18 protein-coding genes are annotated in these 19,225 nt (G+C 70.6%); 2 read left to right on the plus strand and 16 right to left on the minus strand.

The features are described 5' to 3' along the window. Positions 1 to 11: 11 nt before the first annotated feature. From AC6JA9_RS20870 to AC6JA9_RS20880, 3 genes are read right to left on the minus strand one after another with little or no spacing between them, the layout of a single operon-like run. Positions 12 to 3,347, minus strand: a complete 3,336-nt coding sequence (locus tag AC6JA9_RS20870; protein WP_497960543.1) for an amino acid adenylation domain-containing protein — start codon at positions 3,345 to 3,347, stop codon at positions 12 to 14. Then, on the minus strand, positions 3,344 to 5,218 hold the full coding sequence (locus tag AC6JA9_RS20875; protein WP_497960545.1) for an alpha/beta fold hydrolase: 1,875 nt from the start codon (positions 5,216 to 5,218) through the stop codon (positions 3,344 to 3,346). The genes AC6JA9_RS20870 and AC6JA9_RS20875 overlap by 4 nt, the downstream gene beginning before the upstream one ends. 14 nt (positions 5,219 to 5,232) lie before the next feature. Next, on the minus strand, positions 5,233 to 5,706 hold the full coding sequence (locus tag AC6JA9_RS20880) for a hypothetical protein (protein ID WP_497960547.1): 474 nt from the start codon (positions 5,704 to 5,706) through the stop codon (positions 5,233 to 5,235). A 198-nt stretch (positions 5,707 to 5,904) separates the two neighbouring features. Here AC6JA9_RS20880 and AC6JA9_RS20885 point away from each other — a divergent pair, with 198 nt between their 5' ends. After that, entirely contained in the window at positions 5,905 to 7,179 is a 1,275-nt protein-coding gene (locus tag AC6JA9_RS20885) for an FAD-binding oxidoreductase (RefSeq protein ID WP_483577870.1), read from the plus strand. Positions 7,180 to 7,188: 9 nt separating this feature from the next. Here the strand turns inward: AC6JA9_RS20885 and AC6JA9_RS20890 are convergent, their stop codons facing one another. Genes AC6JA9_RS20890 through AC6JA9_RS20940 form a run of 11 tightly spaced genes read right to left on the minus strand, consistent with a single transcriptional unit; the run spans position 7,189 to position 17,201 of the window. Next, positions 7,189 to 8,280, minus strand: coding sequence for an aminotransferase class I/II-fold pyridoxal phosphate-dependent enzyme (locus AC6JA9_RS20890; protein WP_497960550.1), 1,092 nt, complete (start codon positions 8,278 to 8,280; stop codon positions 7,189 to 7,191). A gap of 2 nt (positions 8,281 to 8,282) precedes the next feature. Further along, positions 8,283 to 9,299 carry a TauD/TfdA family dioxygenase gene (locus AC6JA9_RS20895; protein WP_141323952.1) on the minus strand — a complete coding sequence of 339 codons (1,017 nt, stop codon included), beginning with the start codon at positions 9,297 to 9,299 and terminating at the stop codon, positions 8,283 to 8,285. Beyond that, entirely contained in the window at positions 9,296 to 9,853 is a 558-nt protein-coding gene (locus AC6JA9_RS20900; protein ID WP_141323953.1) for a GNAT family N-acetyltransferase, read from the minus strand. Before AC6JA9_RS20900 ends, AC6JA9_RS20895 begins: the two co-directional genes overlap by 4 nt. Then, positions 9,850 to 10,344 carry a GNAT family N-acetyltransferase gene (locus AC6JA9_RS20905; RefSeq protein ID WP_223748735.1) on the minus strand — a complete coding sequence of 165 codons (495 nt, stop codon included), beginning with the start codon at positions 10,342 to 10,344 and terminating at the stop codon, positions 9,850 to 9,852. Before AC6JA9_RS20905 ends, AC6JA9_RS20900 begins: the two co-directional genes overlap by 4 nt. A 15-nt stretch (positions 10,345 to 10,359) precedes the next feature. Beyond that, complete coding sequence (locus AC6JA9_RS20910; RefSeq protein WP_426746465.1) at positions 10,360 to 12,084, minus strand: fatty acyl-AMP ligase; 1,725 nt, start codon at positions 12,082 to 12,084, stop codon at positions 10,360 to 10,362. A 38-nt stretch (positions 12,085 to 12,122) separates the two neighbouring features. Beyond that, positions 12,123 to 13,124, minus strand: a complete 1,002-nt coding sequence (locus AC6JA9_RS20915; RefSeq protein WP_141323956.1) for an acyl-CoA desaturase — start codon at positions 13,122 to 13,124, stop codon at positions 12,123 to 12,125. A 16-nt stretch (positions 13,125 to 13,140) separates the two neighbouring features. Continuing rightward, positions 13,141 to 14,169 (minus strand): zinc-dependent alcohol dehydrogenase, encoded by a 1,029-nt coding sequence (locus AC6JA9_RS20920; RefSeq protein ID WP_497960555.1) that lies wholly within the window; start codon positions 14,167 to 14,169, stop codon positions 13,141 to 13,143. Beyond that, a complete protein-coding gene (locus tag AC6JA9_RS20925) occupies positions 14,166 to 14,954 on the minus strand; it encodes a thioesterase II family protein (protein WP_141323958.1) in 789 nt (262 codons plus the stop codon). The genes AC6JA9_RS20920 and AC6JA9_RS20925 overlap by 4 nt, the downstream gene beginning before the upstream one ends. A 3-nt stretch (positions 14,955 to 14,957) precedes the next feature. Then, on the minus strand, positions 14,958 to 15,920 hold the full coding sequence (locus AC6JA9_RS20930; protein ID WP_141323959.1) for an SAM-dependent methyltransferase: 963 nt from the start codon (positions 15,918 to 15,920) through the stop codon (positions 14,958 to 14,960). Further along, positions 15,920 to 16,192 carry an acyl carrier protein gene (locus tag AC6JA9_RS20935; protein ID WP_141323960.1) on the minus strand — a complete coding sequence of 91 codons (273 nt, stop codon included), beginning with the start codon at positions 16,190 to 16,192 and terminating at the stop codon, positions 15,920 to 15,922. Before AC6JA9_RS20935 ends, AC6JA9_RS20930 begins: the two co-directional genes overlap by 1 nt. Beyond that, on the minus strand, positions 16,173 to 17,201 hold the full coding sequence (locus AC6JA9_RS20940; protein WP_223748731.1) for an acyl-CoA desaturase: 1,029 nt from the start codon (positions 17,199 to 17,201) through the stop codon (positions 16,173 to 16,175). The genes AC6JA9_RS20935 and AC6JA9_RS20940 overlap by 20 nt, the downstream gene beginning before the upstream one ends. Before the next feature lie 74 nt (positions 17,202 to 17,275). Here AC6JA9_RS20940 and AC6JA9_RS20945 point away from each other — a divergent pair, with 74 nt between their 5' ends. Continuing rightward, positions 17,276 to 18,115, plus strand: a complete 840-nt coding sequence (locus tag AC6JA9_RS20945; protein ID WP_497960558.1) for a carbon-nitrogen hydrolase family protein — start codon at positions 17,276 to 17,278, stop codon at positions 18,113 to 18,115. 12 nt (positions 18,116 to 18,127) lie between these two features. Here AC6JA9_RS20945 and AC6JA9_RS20950 read toward each other — a convergent pair whose 3' ends face one another. Together AC6JA9_RS20950 and AC6JA9_RS20955 are read right to left on the minus strand one after the other, a co-directional pair. Continuing rightward, positions 18,128 to 18,700 (minus strand): prolyl hydroxylase family protein, encoded by a 573-nt coding sequence (locus AC6JA9_RS20950; protein WP_267696272.1) that lies wholly within the window; start codon positions 18,698 to 18,700, stop codon positions 18,128 to 18,130. Continuing rightward, the gene (locus tag AC6JA9_RS20955; protein WP_483577873.1) at positions 18,700 to 19,020 is read right to left on the minus strand and encodes a hypothetical protein; all 321 of its coding nucleotides are present in this window, start codon (positions 19,018 to 19,020) and stop codon (positions 18,700 to 18,702) included. Before AC6JA9_RS20955 ends, AC6JA9_RS20950 begins: the two co-directional genes overlap by 1 nt. Between the last annotated feature and the right edge of the window lie 205 nt (positions 19,021 to 19,225).

The following is a 19,225-nucleotide window of genomic DNA, read 5'->3' on the forward strand; positions in this document are numbered from 1 at the left end:
CTCGTGGGTGCTCACACCCCCGAGGTGGGCGCGTCCTTTCCGACGACGGGGATGGGGATGCGTCGTGCCTGCCTGTCGAGCGGCAGGAGGGCCGGCTCGGTGGACTTCACGCCGCTGTCCCGCGAGGCGTCGAGCGCCTGCGCCAGCGCGGCCACCGTGGGCCGCTCGAAGAGGGTGCGCAGCGGGAGCTCCACCCCGGCCGCGGCGGACAGCCGGGACACGATGCGGGTGGCCAGCAACGAGTGGCCGCCCAGGTCGAAGAAGTCATCGAGCACGCCGACGCGCTGAAGCTCCAGGACCTCGCCCCACACGCGCGCCACCAGGGCCTCGGTGGCGGTGCGGGGCGCAACCGGCTCCGCGCGTGCCCGGGCGAGCGCATCCCGACTCACGGCTGGAAGCGCACGGCGGTCCAGCTTCCCGTGCGAGGTCCTGGGCAGTGACTCCAGCGGAATGAACGCGGCGGGGACCATGTACTCCGGCAGCGCTCGCCGGAGAGCCCCCCGCAGGTTCGCCGGGTCGACCGACTGCCCCTCCTTGGGGACGACATATGCGAGCAGGCGCGCGCCATCGGTGCCGGCGCGCTCGGCCACCACCGCGGCGGCCTGCACCTCGGGTCGGCTCAACAGGGCCGCTTCGACCTCCGCGGGCTCAATCCGGTAGCCGCGGACCTTCACCATCTCGTCCGCGCGGCCCACGAAGCACAGGTCGCCCTCGCGCTGACGGCGCACCACGTCGCCGGTGCGGTACATGCGCGCGCCGGGCTCGGTGGAGAAGGGGTCCGGCAGGAAGCGCTCCCCGGTGAGGTCCGGCCGTCGGTGATAGCCGCGCGAGACACACGCGCCCCCCAGGTACAGCTCACCCGGGACGCCGAACGGGACGGGCTCCAGGTTCGCGTCCAGGACATACGTGCGGACGCCAGGCAGTGACCTGCCGATGGGCGGCGTGACCTGGAGGTCCTCGGGGCACAGCGCGCAGGTGCTCCAGATGGAGCCCTCGGTGGGACCGTAGACGTTGAACAGTCGCCGTCCACGCCCCCAGCGCGTCACCAGCTCCAGGGGACAGGCCTCTCCGCCCACCACCATCATCCGCAGCTCGGGAAGCTCCGCCCAGGGCAGCGCCGCCAGCGAGGAAGGGGGCAGCGTGACAGCGTGGATGCGCTGCTCCTTCAGCAGCTCCAGCAGCGGGGCTCCAGGCAGCAGCGCCTTCGTCGGCGCCAGATAGAGCGTCCCGCCCGAGCGCAGCGCCAGCAGCAGCTCGAACAGCGAGACATCGAAGGTCCACGCGGAGAACTGGAGGATGCGGGCCGAGGGCGGCAGATCGAAGAGGCGCTGCTCGGCCTCGGCCGCGTTGCACACGGTGCGGTGGGCCACCGCCACGCCCTTGGGGCGCCCCGTGGAGCCGGAGGTGTAGATGACATACGCCAGGTTGTCCGGTGTGGCCTGGGGACGCAGGTCGCTTGGGTCCTCGTCCTCCAGCGCGTCCCAGAGCGTGTCCACCGTGAGCCGTGTTCCCGGGAAGGGCGGCAGCCGCTCGCATAGCGCCTCCTCCGTCACGACGAGCCGCGCTCCCGAGTCCTCCAGCACATACGCCATGCGGTCCTGGGGATGTGCCGGGTCCAGCGGGACGTAGACACCCCCGGCCTTCCAGAGGGCCAGCACGACGACGACCAGGTCTGGTGAGCGCTCCATGCACACGCTCACGGGGACCTCCGGGCCAACGCCCAGCGCACGCAGGCGTCGCGCCAGCTGGTTCGACCGTGCATTGAGCTGGCCATACGTCAGCGTGCGACCAGGTGACTCCAGCGCGAGCGCCTCCGGGCGGAGCCTCGCCTGTCGCTCACAGAGCTGATGGAGCAGCTCGAAGTCCGGCGCGTCGCCTTCGTCGCGCGGGACGTCGTGTGCTTCGCCATGCGGGCTCATCGAGAGCCGCGAGATGCGCCGCTCCGGATGGGACGCCGCGCTCGCCAGGAGGGCCTGGAGGTTCTCCGCGAGGCTCACCAGGGTGGGCGCGTCGAACAGGCTGGTGTTGTACTCCAGGGCCATGAGCAGCCCGCCGTCCGTCGTCTCCATGGCGCACACGGTGAGGTCGAACTTCGACGTCCCGGCGCTGAACTGCGGCGCGGCGAAGCGGGTGCTCGCCTCCAGGTTCGCCTGCGCGTTCTGCAGGATGAACATCACCTGGAAGAGCGGGTTGTGGGACAGGTTGCGCTCGGGCTGGAGCTCCTCCACCAGGCGGTCGAAGGGGAGCTCCTGATGCGCGAAGGCCTCCAGCGTCACGTCCCGTACTCGGGCCACCAGCTCACGGAAGGTCGGGTCCCCCGACAGGTCCGCGCGCAGGACCAGCGTGTTGACGAAGAAGCCGATCAACCCCTCCGTCTCCACCCGGGTCCGATTGGCGATGGGCGCGCCCACCACCACGTCCGTCTGTCGGCTGTAGCGCTGGAGCAGCACATCCACCGCCGCCAGCAGCGTCATGAAGAGCGTGGCGTTGAGCTCGCGGCCCACGGCGCGAAGCCCCTCCACCGTGGAGGCTTGAATCGGGAAGGTGTACGTGGCGCCTCGGAACACCTGCACCGGAGGGCGCGGCCGGTCCGTGGGCAGGTCCAGCAGGGTGGGCATCCCCGCCAGCCGCTGCTTCCAGTAGGAGAGGTACCGTCGCAGCACGTCGCCGCGCAGCCAGTCGCGCTGCCACACCGCGAAGTCCGCGTACTGGATGGGAAGCTCCGGGAGCGGTGATGGCTGGCCGGCGCTGAACGCGGCATACAGCGCGGAGACCTCGCGCGCGAGCACGCCCATCGACCAGCCATCCGAGACGATGTGGTGCATGCCCAGCACCAGCACGTGGTCGTCCTCGGCCAGTCGGAAGAGGGTGGCGCGCAGCGGTGGCTCCTCGGTCAGGCGGAAGGGGCGGTGGGCCTCGATGGCGGTGCGTCGCGCGGCCTCCGCTTCTCGCTGCTCGGGGGGAAGCTCGCTCAGGTCGACCACCGGCAACGTGAGCGCGCGGTGCGCCGCCACGCGCTGGGTCGGCTCCCCGTCCTGGAGGACGAACGTGGTCCGGAGCACCTCGTGACGGCGCACCACCTCGCTCAGCGCCTCCTCCAGCCTGGAGGGCCAGAGCAGGCCCCGGAAGCGCGTGGCGAGCGGCAGGTTGTAGAACGGATTGCCCGGCTCCAACTGCTCCAGGAACCACAGCCGCTGCTGCGCGAAGGACAGCGGGGGTGGGCCGGAGTCCCCGGGTCGCCTCGGGATGCGGTCCGGCGCGGCGGTGGGCCTGAGCAGGCGACGCTCCAGCAGGGCGCGTTTCTCGGGCGAGAGGTTGGCGATGCGCTCGCCGACGCGCTGGCTCATGTCACGCGCTCCACTTCTCCGGACAGGCCATCCACCTGGCGCGGGTCCTCGAAGAACCGCTCCATCACCTCGGCCACGAGCGCGGGCCGGTCATAGAGGCAGTAGTGCGTCCCGGCGTGGACCTCCAGGTAGCGTCCGTCGGCAAAGCGCCGAGCCACTTCACAGGCCGCCGCGGACGAGGCCACCCGGTCCAGCTCACCTCCCAACAGCAGCACGGGCGCGCGGACCTCCCGGGCCCGGGCCCGGACGTCATAGGCCCAGAAGTCGATGAGCTGCCGGGCGTAGTCGAGCGTCGACGCCTCCGTCCGGAACGGCGCCAGCACCTCCGTCTCGAGGTCCCGGTTCATCCGGGTGAGGACCTCGGTGGAGTCGGGCGGGTGCGCGCTCGCGCGGGTCCGCAGGGAGTTCATTACCGAGGACACCATCGCAGGGCGCCGGTCGAGCATCCGGAACAGCGGCTCCAGCGTCTCCTCGTAGTCGGTGTCCAGCTCCTTCGGGCCGCCGTCGCACTTGAACGACGGATTGAGGAACACCGACGAGACGACGGCGTCCGGGTGCCGGAGGCTGAACTCCACCGCCACCGAGGCGCCGGTGCACCAGCCCACCAGGTGGCAGCGGGAGACACCCTCCGCGTTGAGCACCGCCGCCAGGTCCTTCACCTGGTCCTCGAGGAGCAGAGGGCGCGTCGCTTCCCGTGGCTCCCAGAGCAGGACGCGGCGTCCCTTGGAGAGCAGACGCTCCACCAGCCGCGCCCAGTAGCGCAGGCCCTGTCCCAGCGCATTGAGGATGACCACCGGGGGCTCCCCCATGCCTCCGGAGAGGCACGTCAGCTCCGAGTCGCCACCGACGGCCACTGTCGAGCGTCGCAGCGAGGACCAGAGCGTGTCGACCCGCCGCCGCCGCTCCGCGTGGGCCACGTCCTGGGCCTTCCTCACGGCGCGGAACATCGAGCGCCAGGCCCTGGGCTCCATCGTCAGCGCTCGCGGCTCCACGCCCGCGAAGGCGTAGAGCTCCTCGGAGCCCCGAGGTGGTGACACGTGCAGGTGTCGCTCGAAGTCCCGGAGCCGCAGCTGGAACAGCCGGTCCACGGGCGCCAGGGATTCATGCGGACCGACGGCGAGCAGGCTCAGCCCATACTCCAGGCCCAGGTGCTCGCAGAGCTCCGCGAAGGGAAGGGGCACGGGCGCGACGAGGTCGAGGACGCGGCCTCGGGTGTCGGGACGGCTCGCCAGTCCGCGCGACAGCTTCACGGCGTGGTGGACCGGCAGGACGCTCGGTTGCGCGTCGATGGGGGCGCGTACCCGCAGCGCGTGGTGGTCGAAGTACCCGGGGGCACGCTCCTCGACCTCGTGCTTCAGCGTGTGCAGGGCCGAGAGCAGCGGCAGCAGCCCTTCACTCCAGCCCGTGCCTTCCTCGGAGGGCACGCCCAGCAGGAGCCCCGGGCGGAACAGCCGCCAGGGGATGTCCCGTGCCCCGCACGGCCCTGCGAGCTGACGCTCCAGCTCCTCCGTCGACACGGAGGGTTGGCTCACCAGGTTCAGCTCGCCGATGCGCGAGCGCGGCAACACCTCCAGGGCCGCCGACGACAGACACCACAGCTCGTCCACCGGTGCGTCCCACGCCCCTGGAACGACCCAGCGCAGGCGCGTGGCCAGCAGCTCCTCGCGGACGCCCTCCGACATCGTCGGCGCGAGGTGTCTCGCGGCGTGACGGATGGCCTCCAGGGGCCCCGTGCGGGCTCCCTGGAGCGGCGGGCTCGACACCCCACAATGGACGAGCTCTCCCGGCTCCCGGGGCGACAACAACGCGTCCGCCACCAGGTGGCTGCCGAGGAGGCTCTCCACTCCGAACATCAGCACCGTGCGGCTCACGGAGCGCGCTCGGGCTACTTCGGGGGAGCGGGGGGCGGCGTGGGCTTCCTGCTGGGATCCGGCTCGATGCGCTCAGCACCTCCCGAGGGCGTGTCGCTCTTCCCCAGCACCCCCGGGTCGTTCAGCCAATAGCCATACATGGCGATGTGATGAAAGGTCTGCGACCAGGCCATCAGCGCAATCGAGTCCAGGGCATGGACATCCGTGTTGGCCATGACCTTCTCGACCGCGGATTTGTAATCCTTCAATGCATTCAGATAACGCTGGGTGAGGTCGACGTCCTTCCAGGCGTCGTCGATCCGCTGGCGATGCTCCGCGTGGGCCGTGGCGTAATCCTTGCCACCGTCCCAGGGTTGCTGCGCGGCCATGAAGATCCGCCGCTGGGCCTCGTTCGAGGACCCTCCCAGTTCGAGCATGAATGCGTTGTAGGCGGACTCCAATTGCTTGTAGACGGAGTCCGCGGAAGCCCCAGGCCGCCCATTCGCCATGAGTCCCTCCCGGAAAGTTGGAGGATGCTATTGTAAAGGATTGTCACGGTCAATGCGTCGCCAGGGGTGGAGTGTCTTCTTTTGGAGAGAGCAGCCATGGAGTCATTGATTGCTCGGTTGCGGCAGTCCATCGGACCGGAGTCTGTCTTGACGGGGGTGGATGCCACCCGGCGGATGGCGCCGGGGAGCCGGTCATCCGTGCTGTTGCTGCCCCGTGACACCGAGGACGTGAGCCGGGTGCTCGCGCTGTGTCATCAGGCCCGTCGGCCCGTGGTCGCGCAGGGGGGGCTGACGGGGCTGGTGCACGGCGCCGTGTGCGGGGTGGACGAGGTGGCGCTCGCGTTCGACCGGATGCGGCGCGTCGAGGAGGTGGATGTGCTCAATCGCTGCCTGACGGCGCAGGCCGGAGTGCCGTTGCAGGCGGCGCAGGAGGCGGCGGAGGAGGTGGGGTTGATGGTGCCCGTGGACCTGGGGGCTCGCGGCAGCGCCACCGTGGGAGGCACCGTGGCCACGAACGCGGGCGGCACGCGCGTGCTGCGCTTCGGGATGATGCGGGAGGCGGTGCTGGGCCTGGAGGCGGTGCTGGCCGACGGCACCGTGGTGGACTCGCGCGGGAAGATGCTCAAGAACAACGCGGGCTATGACCTGAAGCACCTGTTCATCGGCTCGGAGGGCACGCTGGGGCTGGTGACGCGGGTGGTGCTGCGGCTGCGGCCCATGCCCAGGGGGCACCACACGGCGCTGGTGGCGGTGGACGGCTTCGAGCGCCTGGCCCGCTTCCTCGGGGTGATGGAGGCGGGACTCCAGGGCGAGCTCACCTCGTTCGAGGTGATGTGGCGCTCGTTCTACGACTTGATGACCACGCCTCCCTCGCGCGGCCGGCCCATCCTCCCCGCGGGGTGTGAGTACTACGTGCTGGTGGAGACCATGGGGCCCCGGGCGGAGGAGGGCGGCGAGACGCTGCTGTCGGCCCTGGCCCAGGCGGAGTCGCAGGGGCTCCTCGCCCACTCGGCGGTGGCCACCAGCGCCTCGCAGCGCCGCGAGATGTGGAGCCTGCGCGAGGAGCTGGACCCGCTCAAGCGCACCGGCCCCGTCTTCTCCTACGACGTCAGCCTGCCCCTCGACGCGATGGAGGACTATGTCGCGCGGGTGAAGGCGCGGCTCGCGGAGCGCTTCGGCGCCGCGCACCACTGCCATGTCTTCGGACACCTCGCGGATGGGAACCTGCACCTGTCCATCGGCGCGGGAGGCTCGGACGCGCACGGCGACGTCGACGACATCGTCTATGGGACGCTGGAGCGGCAGACGAGCTCGGTCTCCGCGGAGCACGGAATCGGGCTGCTCAAGAAGGGGCACCTGTGGCGCTCGCGGAGCGAGGCCGAGCTGGCCGTGATGCGCGTGCTCAAGCAGGCCCTGGACCCGCATGGCATCCTCAATCCGGGCAAGGTGTTCGAGCTCCACCGCCCGGAGTGAGCGGGCGCGTCAGGGATTCGGGACGGAGGCGAGCGCCTCCGCCAGCAGCTCGCGGGCCGCCAGCGGCCCCACGGTGATTCGCACGAGCTGACCGAAGGGCTCCGAGGGATGGCGCACGAGGATGTCCTTCTCGTCCAGCCAGCGCGCGACCGCTCGGGCCCGCGTGGTGCCGCCGAAGTCGAAGCTCACGAAGTTGGCGGAGCTGGGGAGCACTGTCGCGCCCACGCGCCGGGCCAGCTCGGCGTAGTGCTCCCGTCCCTCGCGCGTCGCGCCAATCACCTGGCCCAGGAAGTCGACATCCCGCCAGGCCGCCAGCGCCAGCTCCTGGGAGAGCTGACTCACCGCGAAGTGCTGACGGATGCGGTCCAGCGTCGACACCTGCTCGGGAGACGCGAGCGCATAGCCCACGCGCGCGGCCGCCAGGCCATGGGCCTTGGAGAACGTGCGCAGCCGCACCAGGTTGGGGCGGCTGCGCGTGAAGGGGAGCACGCTGCCCGGGTCTGCGAACTCGACGTAGGCCTCGTCGAGCAGCAGCAGGCACTCCTCGGGGAGCTGGTCCAGCAGCCGCTCCAGCTCCGCGGGGCCATGGTGCGTGCCCGTGGGGTTGTCCGGATTGGCCAGATACAGCAGCTTCGCGCGCTGTCGTCGCGCGGCGTCGACCAGCGCGTCCAGGTCGTTCCATCCGGCGCGGGTGTACGGCACGTGGACCAGTCGCCCGCCACAGCCGCGCACGTAGTAGTCGAAGCTGGGGTAGCCGCCGAGCGAGGTCACCGCGGTGTCGCCCGGGTCCAGGTAGGCCCGCGAGAGGAGGCCGAGCAGCCCTTCGATTCCCTCCGCCACCACCACGTGCTCGTGCGTCAAGCCCCGGCCCTGGGCGATCGCCGTCCGCAGCTCGAACTGCGCGGGGTCCGAGTAGTAGGGCAGCTCACCGCCGCGCGTGGCCAGCACCCGCGAGACGGCGGGGGACACGCCGAACAGACACTCGTTGGCGCCCAGCCGGACCCGGTAGGGGCGCCCCCGCTTGCGCTCCAGCTCCCGCCGCCCCGGGAACGGCTGCGACAGGTTCAGCGAGGCCACCAGATGGGAGAAGGAGGGAGGCATCGTCAGTCCTTGATCATCCCGACGAGGATGCGGCGCTGGCCCCGGTACTGGCGGCGGCCGTGCATGGCCAGGACGTTGTCGAGCAGCAGCACGTCACCGCGCTCCCAACGCAGGGGGACCTCCGACTGCTCGAGCACGTCCCAGACGTGCTCCGCGTCCTCGGCGGACACGCGGGTGCCGTCGCGGTGGAAGCAGTGGTCCATCAGCTCCGGCGTCTCGGCCATCTGTCGCCGCAGGTCCGCCGCGTCCGCGGAGCGGCCATCGCGCAGCGCCCAGCGCACCATGCACTCCGGCATGTGGTAGTGGACCTGGTTCGCCCAGACGCGCTCCCCGGTGCGCGGGTGGGCCTTGAAGGCGGGGAGCACCTGCTGCCACAGCAGCATGGACTCGTCCGGGCGCCACTCCACCTTCCATTCCTTCTCACGCGCGATGCGCTCCACCTCGTCCCGGTCCGTGGTGAGGAACACCTGGTTCCAGGGACGGGGGATGCTGTTCTCCTCGCCGGTGGACGGGCTGCGCAGGGCGCGCCGCACGCCGACCCCCTGGGCGTCGAACCGCGCGCGCACGCCCGCGTCCAGCCGCTCGGTCACCTTCCGCGCGTCGGCGAGGGGTGTCTCGCCCATCTCGTCGGGGGGCACCTCGCAGAACAGCGCCAGCGCGTCGGGGCGGCTGGCCTGGTAGGCCATCTCCTGATGCAGCGCGAGCGAGTGCGTCCCCGGCAGTCCGGACGCCGTGGTGACGCGGCCGTGGACGACCTTGCGAGGCGCCGTGCCGCCCACGTACTCCATCAAGTCATTGGCGATGGCGCCCAGCACGTCCGCGAAGGCCGGCGCGGAGTCCAGCGCCTGGAAGCCGCGCACCAGCACCGCGCCATGTCGGTCCCGGGCGGCGTTGAGCGCGCCCTTGTGCTCGCGCAGCCAGTCCACCATCTGCTCGCGCGAGGCGTCCTGTCCCTGGGTGATGCGCCAGACCCGGGGGAGCGGCTCGTCACCCACGAAGGTCTCCTCGAAACGAATCACCGTGCGCCTCCTCGACTCGATGGAACCTTCTCCAGCAGGTGACGCAGCGCGGGCGGGTCCTCCTCCAGGAGGTCCTTCTGGATCCACGCCACGTTCTCGAAGTGGTCGCCGAAGGTCGCCACGCCCGGCAGCAGGGCCATGGGCCGGAAGCCCGCCTGCAGACAGCCGGAGATGCTGACCACGTTCTTCTCGAACGCCAGCGACACCAACGAGCGCAGCCCGCGCTTGCGGGCCTCGGATACCAGACACGCCAGGAGCAGGCCGCCGATGCCGCTCGCGCGATGCGTCTCGTCCACGTACGCGGAGATCTCCGCGATGCCCGGGTAGGACGGCCGGACGGCGAAGGGGATGAGCGAGCACCAGCCCTGCACGTCACCGGACGGTGTCTCGTAGACCCACGCGCCGAAGGGCGCCTGGAAGCGCTTGAGCCACGCGACGCGGTCCTCGGCGGTGACGGGCTTGTTCACCGGGACGGCGTAGATGCCCGGCTTCATCGCCTGGTTGTAGATGCGCGCCAGCGCGGGCGCGTCTCGCTCCTCGGCGGGCCTCATCATGTCAGCGTCCTCTGGAAGACGAGGGTGTCACGCCACTCGGCGCCCACGGGCACCACGCCCTTGAGCCAGCCCACGTTGCGGAAGCCCTGGCGCACACACCACGCGATGAGGAACGCGGGCGTGGGCTGCACGAGCACCACCAGCGCCCGCAGCTCCAGCGCGCGTGCCCGGGCCAGCGCGTGCTGCGCCAGCTCCCGGCCGATGCCATGGCGGCGCTTGGGCTCATCGACGAAGAGCGCCACCTCCGCGATGGTGTCGTAGATGTCGCGTTGCGTGTGGCTGGTCAGGGCACCCCAGCCCGCCAGCTCGCCCGGCGTGTCCTCCCACACCCAGGACTCCAGCGGCCGGGGCCCGCCGGAGAGCCGCGCCCCCAGCTGGTCGGCGGTCAGCTCCGCCGGTCCCCAGGTGGAGCCACCTCGCGCAATCTCCGCGTTGCAGATGCGGACCGCGGCGGGCAGGTCGGTGGGCTCCAGTCGTCGAATCGCTCCCATGCCATCCTCCTCCCGCTAGCTCTGACCGACGAGGGGCAGCTGCTCCTTCTGCCAGAGCTCACGGGTGGCCTTGCGTCGTATCTTCCCGCTGGTGGTGCGCGGTATTGCCCCGGAGGTCGTGAGCAGCACTTTGTAGGTGGTGAGCTCATGCTCGTGGACCACCGCGCGTCGCACCGCGCCGACGACGTCCGCCACGTCCAGGCCGGCGACCTGGTCCTCGCGCACCTCGCACGCGATGACCAGCTGCTCCTGCTCCCGCGAGCCCGCCAGCGTGAAGGCGGCCGAGTGTCCCCGGCGGATCGCGGGGTGGCTCTTCTCCGCCGTCAGCTCCAGGTCCTGGGGGTAGAAGTTGGAGCCCCGGATGATGAGGATGTCCTTGAGACGACCGGTGATGAACAGCTCGCCGGTGTCGTCCATGCAACCCAGGTCCCCGGTGCGCAGCCACGTGGCGCCGTCCTCGCCGACGATGCGGGCCTCGAAGATCTCCCGCGTGGCGTCCGCTTTCTGCCAGTACCCGTGCGCGACGTTGGGGCCGTGCACCCAGATCTCCCCCACGTGCCCGGGGGGGAGCCGCTGGTGCGAGTCGGGCGCGACGATGGCCAGCTTCTCGCCGGTGAGGGCCCTGCCGCAGCCGACCAGGTCCTGCGAGCGCTCACCGGGCGCGGGCGCCAGCGCGCGATCCTTCTGCAGTGACTCACGCCCCACGTTCCACAGCCGGGGCGGACTGCCGCGCTTGCCCACGGAGATTTGAAGGGTGGCCTCCGCCATGCCGTAGGTGGGGCGCGGCGAGAAGCGGGGGAGGCCGTGGGCGGCGAAGACCTCCGCGAAGCGGGTGATGGTGCTGGCGCGCACGGGCTCGGCGCCGTTGAGCGCCAGCTCCCAGCACGACAGGTCCGTGCCCTTCATCCGCTCCGCGTCGTACTTCTCCAGGCACAGGTCGTAGGCGAAGTTCGGCGCGATGGCCATCTCCGCTCGGTACGTGCTGATGGCGCGAGGCCACGACAGCGGATGCGCGACGAAGGCCTGGGGCGACATCAGCACGCACTGCGCGCCGACGTACGCGCCCTGGAGGGCGTTAAAGATGAGCCCCATGTCGTGGTACATCGGAATCCACCCGACGCGCGTCGCGTGGCGCCACAGGTCGCCGCCCTGGCTGATCATCTCCACGTTCGCGCACAGGTTGCCGTGGCTGACCATCACGCCCTTGGGCGCCGACGTGGACCCGGACGTGTACTGCAGGAGTGTGATGGCGTTCGGGTCCGGCTCCCTCACCGCGAGCGGCGGCCCGCTGTCGTCGGTGGCGTTCGCATCCACGCCCAGCCACTCCATGCTCCGGGCGGCGGGCACCTGCGCATAGGCGGCGCTCACGGCCTCGCGAGCCGCGGCGGTGGTGAGGCCGAGCCTGGGCGCGCAGTCCTCGACGATGGAGATGCTGGAGTCGCGCAGGCGCATCTGGCGCGGGAGGATGGTGGGCACCGCCACGATGCCCGCGTACTGGCAGGCGAAGAAGGCGACGAGGAACTCCAGGCCCGGAGGGAAGGCCAGGAGCGCGCGCTCACCGGGGCCCGCCTTCGCGGCCATCACCCTGGCGAGCGCGGTGGCGCGTCGGTCCAGCTCCGCGTACGTCAGGACGGCGGCCTCCTCCCCGCGCTCGCCCAGGAAGACGTAGGCGCGGTCCTCGGGGTGGTCGGAGGCATGGGTGCGCAGCGCGGTGACGAGGGAGGGGTAGCGGGTCTGCATGGAAGCCTCGCGCAAGCAGGTCGTGGGGAACGGGGGACTCAGCCCGGCATCCGGGCGCCAGCGGTGGGCTCGGCGGCGGGCTCGTCGAGCGCCTCCAGGCGCTGGATGCGGCCGGCGATGCGCTCGGCGTCCGGGCGCTTCACGTCCCAGACGAGCCCCACCGCCTCCATGACGCGGATGATCCAATAGCCCGGGTCCAGCTGGTACCAGCGGAACCCGAAGTTGGCCGAGTCCGGGAACGCGTGGTGGTTGTTGTGCCAGCCCTCGCCCCAGGTGATGAGGCCGAAGAGCGCGTTGTTGTGGCTGTGGTTGTCCTTCATCTTGAACATCCGCGTGCCGAACATGTGCGTCAGCGAGTTGAGCGCGGACACCTGCTGGGCCACCACGAACTGGCGCACCACGCCGCCCCACAAGAAGCCGGTGAGCGCACCCAGCCAGCTCTGCGTCAGCGCGCCGGCGATGACGCCGGGCAGGACGAGCCCCAGCACCGCCCAGCGCAGGTAGCCCCGGTCCGCCTTCATGATGGCCTTGTCGGCCAGCAGGTCCGGCACGTAGTGCACCACGTTGGGGTACTCGTGCTTGAGCATCCAGCTGAAGTGCGAGTACCAGAGGCCCTTGAGGCGCAGGCGCCACGTCTGGCCGAACAGGTTGGGCGAGTGCACGTCGCCCTCATGGTCCGCCAGCTCGTGGTGGCGCCGGTGCTGCGACGTCCAGGTGATCATGGAGCTGCGCGCCGCCATGCAGCCGAAGACGGTGAGCAGCACGCGCACGGGCGTGCTCGTCTTGAAGGCGCGATGGGTGAACAGCCGGTGGAAGCCGATGCTGACCGAGAAGCCCGTCAGCGCCCACATCACCGCGAACAGGGTGAGGTCCAGGGCCGTGGGCGGCCGGACGGTGAAGGCGAGCCACAGCGCGCCCACGGTGCCCAGCGTGGGGAGGATGTCGAAGAGGATGAAGTGGCGGCGCTGCAGCTTGTGCAGATACGGGCTGCTCACCGCCTTCTTGTCCCGCTTGCCTGCGACCTGCTCGACGTGGGCCATGGGGCTCCTCCGCGTGCTACGTCATCCTCAACACCAGGCGTCCCTGGACCTGCCGCTGGCGCAGCGCGGTGATGGCGCCGTTGACGTCGTCCAGCGTCCTGCTCTCCACCAGCGGCCGCACCTTGCCGGCGGCCACCAGCGCCAGCGCCTCGCGCACGTCCTGCCGGGTTCCGATGAGCGTCCCGCGCACCGACAGGCCCTTGATGACCAGGTCGAACACGGACAAGGGCAGGGGCTCCGGCGCCACGCCGACCACCATCAGCGTCCCGGCCCGCCGGAGCATCCGCGCGCCTTGCTCCATCGCCTTCGCCGCGCCCGTGGTGACCACCACGCCATGCGCGCCGCCCCCGGTGCGGTGGACGATGCGGTTGACGGGGAACTCCTTCTCCGCGTTGACGGTGAAGCTCGCCCCGAGCGACTCGGCCAGCGCCGCCTTCTCCGCGCTCACGTCGACGGCGGCGACCTTCAACCCCAGCGCCGTCGCGTACTGGATGGCCAGGTGGCCCGCGCCGCCCACGCCGGAGACGACGACCCACGAGTCCGGCCGCGCGCCGAGCGTCTTCAGCGCCTTGTAGCTCGTCACGCCCGCGCAGAGGATGGGCGCCAGCTCCTCCATGGAGGGCCCGTCCGGCAGCGGCACGGCGAAGGACTCGGACACCACGCAGTAGTCCGCGTAGGTGCCGTTCACGTTGTAGCCGGTGCCCACCTGGCGCACGCACAAGGGCTCGTGGTCCGTGGCGCAGTCCTCGCACGTGCCGCAGGCGGAGTTCAGCCAGAACACGCCGACGCGGTCTCCCTCCTTGTGCGAGCGCACGCCCTCGCCCAGGCCCGCGACGTAGCCGGTGGCCTCGTGACCCAGCACCACCGGGAAGCGGGGCTTCTTCATCGGCCACTCGCCGTCGAGGATGCTCACGTCCGTGTGGCACACGCCGCTGGCGGCGATTCGCACCAGCACCTCGCCGGGGCCGGGCTCGGGGATGGGGACCTCGCGCAGCTTCAGGGGCTCGCCGATGGCCTCCGCGAAGGCGGCGCGCATGAGCTTCATGATGCGGACCTCAGGGGCGTGGGAGTGGACGCGGACAGCGTCGCGCGGACGCCCTCCACGATGGAGGTGATGAGCACGGCCTGGCCCTCCTTGCCGAAGAAGTGGCCGCCCGGGAGCACCCGCCGGGTGAAGGTGCCGCCCGCCAGCTCGGACCAGGCCTCCCAGTCCTCGCGGACCACCAGGTTGTCGTGCTCTCCGATGAACGTGTGCAGCGGGAACGGCAACGGAGGCTCGCGCCGGTACGCGTACTCGTCCGACAGGGCGAGGTCCGCGCGGATGGTGGGCAGGTAGTACTCGCGGCGCTTCGCGGTGCCGAGCAGCCCCGGGGGGATGCCGCCCAGCGCGTGGAGCCGGTCCACCAGCGCCAGCTCCGGCAGCGTGTGCAGCTCGTGCGCGGGCCGCAGCGGCTTGTGCGGCGCGCGGCGGCCGGAGATGAAGAGCGCCAGCGGCGGAGGCTCCTGCTGGCGACGCAGCTCGCTCGCCAGCTCGAAGGCGATGAGCGCGCCCATGCTGTGCCCGTAGATGACCAGGGGCAGGTCCAGCAGCGCGCGCACCTGGGCGAACAACGGAGGCAAGACCTCTTCCACCCGCTCACACGGCGGCGTGTCCCTGCGGTCCTCGCGGCCCGGGAGCTGGACCTTCACCAGCTCCAGCCAGTCGGGCAGGACGGCGCGCCAGCCATTGAAGCTGGAGGCGCCGCCGCCCGCGTGGCCCAGGCACAGCAGGCGCGCCGAGGGCGGAGCCGTGCCCTCCGCGTGGCGCAGCCAGGGTGAGTGGATGGACATGGCTCAGGCGCCCCGGGGACCCCAGTGGTCGGTGCCGTTGACGGACCAGTGGGGCGAGATGGGCCGCAGCATGAAGCGCAGCAGGTGCTGCTTGCCCAGGCGGAAGCCCATGGAGGTGAGCTTGAAGTAGCGCTCCGTGCGCGCCACCGTCTCCTCGCCGACGAGCTTCACCGCCTCCGCGCGATGGCGGCGCAGGTTGGTGGCCCACCGGTCGTACGTGCGCGCGTAGTGGAGCCTGTCGTTGCGGAAGGCGACGATCTCGAACAGCCCCTCGGCCGCGGCCACGATCTCCCCGAGGAAGGGCAGGTCCGAGTCCGGGAAGATCTCCCGGTTCATGAAGTCGCTGGCGTCCTCGCGCCGCATGTCCCCGAAGGCGATGGTCTGCAGGGACAGCCGTCCGGACGGCGTGAGCCACTTGTGGCAGCGCGCGAAGAAGTCCGCGTAGACGGCGACCTTCTCCTCGGGCGTCTCCTCGCGCTTGGCGAAGTGCTCCAGCGCGCCCACGGAGATGATGGAGTCGTAGGGCCGGGCGGGCTCGTGCGTGGCCCAGTTCTCCACCCGCACCTCCACCCGGGGCAGGTTCAGCGAGCGCAGGTAGTCGGCCTGCAGCGGGCTGAGGGTGAGGCCCACCGTGCGCTCCACGGAGGGACGCGCGGAGGTGTGCCGCAGGACCGAGCCCCAGCCGCACCCCACGTCGAGCACCGTGCGCGCGTTGGCCACGTTGGCGCTCGCCAGGTGCCAGTCGATCTTCCGGATCTGCGCCCGCTCCAGCGGCTCGTCCGGGTCCTCGAAGAGCGCGCAGGAGTAGGTCATCGTCGGACCGAGGACCAGCTCCCAGAAGCGCGCGTCGTGGTCGTAGTGCGCCTGGATGCCCTCCTGTGAGCCGCCGTACTTGTCGCCCTCGCGCTCCCGGAGCGCCGCGGCGGTGCCGGTGGGCGCCTCGTCCACCCGAGCCGGGCTGCCCATCACGCGCCTCCCGCCGCCGAGGGCAGCTTCGTGGCCAGGTGCTTGGAGATGGACGCGAGGGTGGGGTACTCGAAGAGCAGCTCCGGCATCAGCTCGATGCCCAGGTGCTCCTCCAGGGACATGATCAACGCCACGGCCGTGGACGAGTCCAGGCCCAGCCGCTCCACCTCCACGTTGGGGTCGATGCGGGATGGAGGTGTGTCGAGGATCCTCGCCACGTAGTTGATGCACCACGACTGAATCGACGCCGCGTCATGAGCCTTGGCTTCCATGGGTCGCTTCGTTCCTCTGTAGGTGGGCGTTGCTGTCCTTGATGGCCGCGCGGGCGCGGCGTGCTTCCTTCTGCTCCGGCGTGGGGACGATGACGTGCGTGGCCAGCCCGAGCTTCTCGAGCAGGCGGATGAACCAGTAGGAGAGGTCCACCCGGTACCAGGCCAGGGCGAACGAGGCGGACCGGGGGAAGGCGTGGTGGTTGTGGTGCCAGCCCTCGCCCCAGATGAGCATCCCCAACAACGGGTTGTTGCGGCTGTTGTCCTTCAGCTGGAAGGGCCGGGAGCCCAGCGTGTGGAGAATGGAGTTCAGCGCGGAGATGGACTGCGCCACCACGAACATCCGCACCACGCCACCCCACAGGAAGCCCGCGAGCGCGCCCTCCCAGGTCCGCGTCACCAGGGCGCCGATGGCCGTCGGCACGACGAGCCCCAGCACCACCCACGTCTGGTAGTGGCGCGAGGCGCGGACGATGGCCCGGTCCTCCAGGAGGTCGGGCACGTAGTGCACGATGTTCGGATACTCGTGCTGGAGCATCCACGTGAAGTGCGCGTGGACCAGCCCGCGCACCCGGCCCCCGAAGTCCGCGCCGTGCAGGTTGGGCGAGTGCATGTCCCCCGGGCGGTCCGCCAGCCGGTGGTGACGCCGGTGCATGGCCGCCCAGGAGATGACGGGCCCCAGCGCCGCCATGCTCCCCATGATGGCGAGCGCCACGCGCACGGGCGTGGGCGCCTTGAAGGAGCGGTGCGTGAAGAAGCGGTGGTAGCCCGCCGACACACCCAGCCCGGTGATGAGCCACATCACCCCGAACAACCCCAGCTCCAGCGCGCCGATGGGCCGCACGAAGGCCCAGCCCACCGCCGCGAGCGTCCCGAGCAACGGGCCCACGTTGAACAGGAAGAAGTGTCTGCGCTGCATCCGACGGAGGAAGGGGCTCTCAATCGCCAGGCGTCTGGCTTTGCCCTCCCGAGCGTCGCCCTCCAGGCCGTCCACGTCGAGTGCGTTGGACATAGCGGAACGAAGCCCCTTTCCGAAAGCCGGTATATAAAGACAACCGCGTTATTGGTCAAGGAGCCAAGAGAGACATGTCGAAGCTCATCGTCGGCCTCATCCAGGTGAATGCGCGCAATGAAATGGCGCCAAATATTTCGTTCATCGAGGAGCAGGCGCACAAGGCATTGGCGGCCGGCGCGAACTTTGTGATGACGCCGGAGAACTCCACGCTCCTAGGGGCAAACCACGAGGATACATTGTCGAAGGTGGTGGCAGAGGAGCACCACCCCGGGCTGATGTCGGCGCGGCGTCTGGCGAAGGAGCAGGGTGTCTGGTTTTTGATTGGCTCCATCCACGTCAAGGTGGAGGGCGAGCGGTGCGCCAACCGCTCCTATGTCATCGACCCGGAGGGTCGGGTGGTGGCCTGGTATGACAAGATTCACATGTTCGACGCGGAGTTACCCAACGGCGAGCGCTACCGCGAGTCCGCCGTCTTCAGGCCGGGCGAGCGCGCGGTGGTGGCCCGCACGCCCTGGGGTGGTCTGGGAATGGGCATCTGCTACGACATGCGCTTCGGGCACCTGCAGCGCGCGCTGGCGCGTGCGGGCGCGACGCTGTTGACGCTGCCGTCCTCCTTCACCGTGCCCACGGGGCGCGCGCACTGGCACGTGCTGCTGCGGGCTCGCGCCATCGAGACCGGCTGCTTCGTGTTCGCACCCGCGCAGGTGGGGCTCCACGCGGGAGGGCGGCACACGTACGGGCACTCGCTGGTGGTGAGCCCCTGGGGCGAGGTGCTGGCGGACGCGGGCGGGGACTCGGCGGGCTTCGTGACGGCGGAGATCGACCTGGCGCGCGTGGAGGAGGCGCGCCGGGCGCTCCCGTCGCTGGGGCATGACCGGGACTTCCGGGGGCCGGAGGTCCTGGAGTCATAGCGTGCGTCGGCTTCAGGGCCGGGGGGGCTGCGCGCGGAACACGCGAGGGCCGGGGCGCCTTCCCAGCAGGAAGGTGACGGCCACGTACTTGGTGCCGGAGGTGACGTCCGCCGGGTAATGACAGTAGTGCGAGGGGAAGACGGCGACCTTCCCCGCGCGCGGCTCGATGCGCAGGGCCAGGTCCGGGAACACGGTGGCGCCGCCCTGGTAATCGTCGTTGAGGTACCCGATGACGGTGAAGAAGCGCTCCGGGGTGCCCAGGTGGTCGAAGTGTGGCGGGTACATCTGCCCGGGCTCGTAGCGGACCAGGTGCGCCTGGGGCAGGTGCTCGCGCAACGACAGACTCCACCGCGCGTTCGCCGCGTCGAGCAGCGCGCCCTCCACCAGCGCGCGGTAGGGCGCGAGCGCCGGGAGCGTCATCTCCAGGGTGCGCATGTTCGCGTGCTTGTCCGTGACGGACGCGTTCGCCGTGGGCTGCCAGCCGTCGGGCTCGCGCGCCAGCTCCAGCAGGGCCTTCGTGTCCGTCAGCGCGTCAGGGAACTCGAGGATGCCGCCCGCACCCTCCACGGGGGTGAGCGCGCCCATCAGCGTCCCGGGGTCGGGTAGTAGGAGGCGTAGGGATAGGCGTACCAGGTCGGCATCCAGCCCCAATAGGACGGGTACGCGCCGGCGTAGGCGTTCATCGCGTAGGGCGCGGCATGGGGCTGGGCGCTCGGGGCGGGGGAGGCCGCCGCCAGCGAGCGCGCCATCAATTCCTCCTCGGTGGCCAGCGTGGCGGAGTCGAGGATCCTCTCGTCGAGCGGGACCCCCTGCTCCTTGAAGAACCGTGACAGGGCGGCGTGGAACTCCAGCCGCATCCGGCCATTCAAGGCCAGATGGGTCCGCAACGAGTGGATGTCATTCATGACCGGAAAGCCTCGCGGACAGCCGGCATGGATTGCACACGCCCCCGGCGTCACTCAGGGGCCGACTGTCAATGATCGAGCAATCCACGCAGGGGGCCGCGTCGGGAATGGTGGGGAAGCAGGCAGGCTGTCGGCTCCCGTGAGCCCGGCCCATGCCTCCTGGGTTGGGCGGCGCCAAGGCATACTCTGCGTATGCATTCTTACG

The organism is Myxococcus sp. MH1, from assembly GCF_059738865.1.